Source organism: Pectobacterium polonicum, from assembly GCF_005497185.1.
Taxonomy (GTDB): domain Bacteria; phylum Pseudomonadota; class Gammaproteobacteria; order Enterobacterales; family Enterobacteriaceae; genus Pectobacterium; species Pectobacterium polonicum.
Window position 1 is genome coordinate 1 of sequence record NZ_RJTN01000049.1, and the last position, 4,850, is coordinate 4,850.

Annotated in this window: 5 protein-coding genes and 1 pseudogene; 1 reads left to right on the plus strand and 5 read right to left on the minus strand. The window is 36.0% G+C overall.

Annotated elements, in window-relative coordinates; genetic code table 11:
• On the plus strand, nt 1-420 hold a 420-nt coding region (locus EDI29_RS22405), incomplete at its 5' end, for an ISAs1 family transposase (protein WP_137742639.1).
• A 210-nt stretch (nt 421-630) separates the two neighbouring features.
• Here the strand turns inward: EDI29_RS22405 and EDI29_RS22410 are convergent.
• From EDI29_RS22410 to EDI29_RS22430, 5 genes and pseudogenes are all read right to left on the minus strand, one after another.
• Nucleotides 631-1,047, minus strand: coding sequence for a WbuC family cupin fold metalloprotein (locus EDI29_RS22410; protein ID WP_137742640.1), 417 nt, complete (start codon nt 1,045-1,047; stop codon nt 631-633).
• Entirely contained in the window at nt 1,031-2,254 is a 1,224-nt protein-coding gene (locus tag EDI29_RS22415; RefSeq protein WP_137742641.1) for a glycosyltransferase family 4 protein, read from the minus strand. The genes EDI29_RS22410 and EDI29_RS22415 overlap by 17 nt, the downstream gene beginning before the upstream one ends.
• Nucleotides 2,255-2,256: 2 nt before the next feature.
• A pseudogene (wecB, locus tag EDI29_RS22420) lies at nt 2,257-3,384 on the minus strand (non-hydrolyzing UDP-N-acetylglucosamine 2-epimerase); the annotation flags it as partial.
• Between the two features lie 16 nt (nt 3,385-3,400).
• Nucleotides 3,401-4,507 (minus strand): UDP-2-acetamido-2,6-beta-L-arabino-hexul-4-ose reductase, encoded by a 1,107-nt coding sequence (gene wbjC / locus EDI29_RS22425; RefSeq protein ID WP_137742643.1) that lies wholly within the window; start codon nt 4,505-4,507, stop codon nt 3,401-3,403.
• Nucleotides 4,507-4,850 (minus strand): polysaccharide biosynthesis protein (locus tag EDI29_RS22430; protein WP_167494549.1); only part of this gene is annotated, 344 nt, incomplete at its 5' end. The genes wbjC and EDI29_RS22430, both read right to left, overlap by 1 nt.

The following is a 4,850-nucleotide window of genomic DNA, read 5'->3' on the forward strand; positions in this document are numbered from 1 at the left end:
CGCTTACCCGCCGGCGCATTGGTGGTGCGATTTCCGGAATGGAAAGAACTAAAGAGTATCGGCGTAGCGATATCCTATCGCATTGAAAAAAATGAGGAACTTTCGATGGAGTATCGCTACTACATCAGTTCGTCGACACTCACGCCAGAGCAGTTTGCTGTTGGCGTCCGCGGGCATTGGGCGATTGAAAATAGCCTGCACTGGGTGCTGGATGTGGTGATGAATGAAGATACCTGCCAGATATATCGAGGTGATGCCCCTCAGATATTGGCTTGTGCACGACACATGGCGCAAAACATGCTGCGAGCGGAAACGAGCAGAAAGGCAAGTTTGCGTAAGAAGCAGCAGTTTGCGGGCATGAACAGCGCATATTTGGAAAAAGTGCTGGATGCGGGGCTGGCAGCACTGACGCCAATTTAACAATTAGTTCACGCTCTCGCCCTGCCCTGATATTACCCTGAGTTTTTCGATAGATATAAATATCTCAATAGTTATTCTACTAATGAATTATAGACATCAAATTATAAGGATACAGTAAAATGGATATTCTCATTACAACCACAAAAATAGCCATCTCCAATAATATCTAATAACTATATAAATAATTTATTTCGTCATCAGCAATACTGATTAATTCGAGGTACTAAAATCAACCATTACTTTAGCAGTTTCAACTTGAAATGGACCTTCCTTTATTTCTAACATTAAAGCTTTTTTAGATAGACATCGCACACTATGAATATCAAAAGGATGGATTTCTAACGCACAGCAGTCCGTTCCTGGACCAACTAAAAGTGTCTTTAAAACATCACCGTTGGGTGAGTAAAAAACAACCTCTAGCAAACCATCAATCACTACAAACATCTCCCACTGATGCGGAAGTTCATGATAATGTGGCTCAACAAAACTGCCTTCAGCTAACGATATAAATAATCGTTGGATCTTCTCATTAAAATCACTGTGTAGATTTAAATGAGATCGTTTACGTAAATTATTTACAGCTTGATTATCGAGATCACTTAAGAAACTCTTATCGAATACTCTCATTATTAACCTCTAGGGTTTTAACTATTGTTGAAGCTATATTCGAGACATCAAACTCATATTTAAGTAAATCAAATCCCCTCTCTCCTATCTCTTGTCTTAAGAGTTGATTTTTATATAACTCAGTAGCATTTTTCAATAATAGAGCATCGTCTCCATTATCAGTAATCATACCTGCACGTGCAGAGTTAATTAACTCCGTCAGATCATTATTTGGATTAACGCTACCTAAAATAGGTAGTGACTGCACCATATAACCGAGGAGCTTTCCAGGAAAATTATGGGCAGTATGTTTTGCTGATAATGAAAATAATCCAACATCCACTTGAGCCAAAACATCTTTGAATTCATCCTGACTTATTGATGGAAGATATGTGAAATTTTTTAAATCCCACTCTAATGCAAGCGACTTTATAAGGTTAACTTCATCTCCTTGACCTATAAAAAGAAAATGGGCATCTTTAAAATCCTGCATATTTTTTACTAGACGCATCAAATTAGACATATCTTGCGCATGACCAATATTTCCACCATAGAAGAAAATGACTTTATCTTGTAAATTTAGCTCCTCGCGAAGGGCATAAAAATTCTCTTTAAGTATATGTGGTGTAAGACTAGCCCAATTTCTCAAAACAGAAACGGAATATTGGCAATTAGCATTTTGCTCTAAAAATACATCCATATTTTTTTTAGACATCACGCCTATCATATCAGCTTTATTATAAGATAATGCTTCGAATTTCCTGAAAAACAGCTCAATTGCCGATCCTTTTTTTATCAGCCCAGAATCTATCGCCCACTGAGGGAAAAAATCTCTTAAAATTAAGTAACTTTTACAACCGCAACGCCTTTTTAATCGAGATACAAGTGAACCAAAGAAAATAGATGGTGAATAAAAAACGACACCATCAAAAGTATTCTTATCTACAATTTTGTTAATTCCACCCCATGCTCTAAAAGACAATAAATATTCATTGATTGCCCTTGTTATTTTTCCGACATCTTTTATCGGTCCAGAATAAAAGCGCCACACATTAACACCATCAATATCTTCCTGAATAAATCTAGGAAATGATTTATCAAAGTGAGGAGTAATAATAGTAACCTCATGATTTTGCCTTATAAATTCTTTGGCAAGCTCATGCATCATCTTAGCGCCAACTCGCGTACTATGTGGTAAATAGTCATCAATAATAAGGGCAAGTCGCATCCGTATTCTTTCCAAACAACGCGTTTAACATAATCAGTATAAGAAAGAATAATACGCAGTACTTTATCTGATACATTTGGCATACTATAATCACTTACTTGACGTAGTAATCGAATATTACCTGAAGGTTGACCTTCTAAAATATCCAGCGCTTGCATGACACGGTCAACATTAAGACCGACCATCATTACCGATGCTTCTTCCATTCCCTCAGGTCTCTCATGCGCTTCTCGTAAATTAAGAGCAGGGAAGTTCATAATAGAGGATTCTTCATTAATTGTACCGCTATCAGAAAGAACCACCTTCGCATTTTTTTGAAGACAATTATAATCGTGGAAACCTAACGGTTTCAATAATTGAATATTTGAATGGAATTCAATCCCTTGTGCCTCAATACGATTACGTGTTCTGGGATGTGTAGACACAATCATTGGAAGATTATAATGTGCAGCAACAGTATTTAAAATATTGGCTAACCGCGATAATTTTTTTGGTGAATCAACATTTTCCTCTCGATGTGCACTTACAACAAAAAACCGTTTTTCTTGGAGTGAAAGACGGGCCAGAACATCCGAGGAATCTATTTGAGGTAAATAATGATTCAATACCTCAAACATAGGACTACCTGTTTTAATAATACGATCTGCTGGTAAACCTTCAGCTAATAAATAGTCGCGAGCAATTGAACTATATGTTAAATTAATATCAGCAGTATGATCAACAATACGTCTATTAGTCTCCTCCGGTACTCGTTGATCAAAACAACGATTACCTGCCTCCATATGGAAAATAGGTACTTTACGTCGTTTAGCTGGGATAGCAGAAATACAAGAATTTGTATCACCCAATACAAGCATAGCTTCTGGTTGAATCTCTTCTAAAACCTGATCAACTTTTATAATAACTTGCCCGATAGTCTCCGCTGCATTTTTACCTGCTGCATTTAGAAAAAAATCAGGCTTTCTTATTCCTAAGTCATTAAAAAAAACCTCATTAAGTTCATAATCATAATTTTGTCCCGTATGTACAATAATATGATCACAGTGAGCATCCAATTTATCTAAAACTCGTGATAATCGAATGATTTCTGGTCGAGTACCTACCACTGTCATAACTTTTAATTTTTTCATTAATTATTTCTCATACTTACTTTAATGGATAGGCAAAAGTGTCAGGCATTGTTCTATCAAAAATCTCATTGGCCCATAACATGACTATCATTTCATCTTCGCCAATATTAGTAATATCATGTGACCAACCCGGAACCGTTTCTACAACTAAAAAAGAATCACTGTTAACCTTCAACTCATATTTTTCATGGGTTAACATATTTTTAAATCGATAAAGAGCCGTTCCTTTTAAGACTAAAAATTTTTCATTCTTAGAATGATGATAATGACCGCCACGAGTAATGCCGGGGTGAGCAGTGAAAAATGAAAATTGACCTGAAGTTTTGGTCTTTAACATTTCACTAAATATACCACGCTCGTCACCGTAACTAGGAATAGTGTAGCTAAACTGAGCCGGATTCATATAACTTAAATAAGTAGAATATAACGCTCTATTAAATCCTAAACCTACATCTTCTGTAATTAGGTTATTACGACTTTCTTTAAAAGCCATTATCGTATCAGCAACGATACCTACTGATGTCTGATACTCAGGTTTAATAGATTGGAAGCCAGAGGATGTTGTGTTTTTCAACAATGAGATTAAATTCCTACAAACATCATCAATATAAACTAAAGTAACAGGTGCATTGTAATCATTAACAGTTAACTCGATATCATTTAGCACGTTGTAACAAAAAGTAGCAATAAAAGAGTTATAGTTAGGACGACACCATTTACCAAAAACATTAGGTAATCTATAAATATAAACAGGTGCCCCGCTATTTTCTCCATATATCTCAACAGCTTTCTCTGCAAGTAATTTACTCTTCCCATAGGCATTATCATTATGAGCTTGGGTTGAAGAGCTAATAACTAATGGTGTTTTTTTATTTTCTTGACTCAAGAAATCAGTAATCAGCTGTGTTAGCTCAGTATTACCTTGTTTAAATTCAATCTCATCTTTTGGGCGATTAATTCCGGCAAGATGATAGATGAAATCAGCGTTGTTCAGCGATTCTAACAGTTGATTATGTGACGTGTTACGATCAATTTCATGAATATCATTAAAACCAGACTCACGTAGCATCATACATAAGTTTTTGCCAATAAAGCCCTTAGAACCCGTGACTACAATATTCATTATACCCCCTCAGGCACCACTAAGCTGCCTCGCTCTATATCAGAAATAAAATCGAGTTTATGCAGTAATGTAATCATGGCATCGACATCGAGTCTATCTGTATTATGGGAGTTATAATCTTGTATGCTGGAGAGATCTTTATCACCAATCTCATTATACTTGGAATAATTTAGATCACGATTGTCAGACGGAATTCTGTAATATCCCCCCTGATCTTCCGATACAAACATTTCTTCACGGCTACATAGCGCTTCATAGAGCTTTTCTCCATGACGTGTGCCAATGATATTAACCTGATGTTCTAGTTTATTAGTAATTTTTAGTAATGCTTGTACTAATGTCT